Below are 276 nucleotides of genomic sequence, written 5' to 3'. Positions count from 1 at the left end.
GAGCGGGAAACGAGATTCGAACTCGCGACCCTCGCCTTGGCAAGGCGATGCTCTACCACTGAGCTATTCCCGCTTGATACGGATGTTACGATACTACATTGAGGTGGCGTCCCATAGGGGGTTCGAACCCCTGTTACCGCCGTGAAAGGGCGGTGTCCTAGGCCACTAGACGAATGGGACACATCAACACTCAAAAGCACGAATGGAGCGGGAAACGAGATTCGAACTCGCGACCCTCGCCTTGGCAAGGCGATGCTCTACCACTGAGCTATTCCC

At 56.2% G+C, this 276-nt stretch carries 2 tRNA genes; both read right to left on the bottom strand.

The annotated features are described in order from the left end of the window. Position 1: 1 nt before the first annotated feature. Positions 2-73, bottom strand: a tRNA-Gly gene (locus tag ETC07_RS15160). Between the two features lie 31 nt (positions 74-104). Continuing rightward, positions 105-180: transfer RNA gene (locus tag ETC07_RS15155), tRNA-Glu, on the bottom strand. Positions 181-276 lie beyond the last annotated feature (96 nt).

It is taken from the genome of Halomonas borealis (assembly GCF_004798905.1).
GTDB lineage: Bacteria > Pseudomonadota > Gammaproteobacteria > Pseudomonadales > Halomonadaceae > Halomonas > Halomonas borealis.
This window is presented reverse-complemented; position numbering and strand designations above follow the sequence as displayed.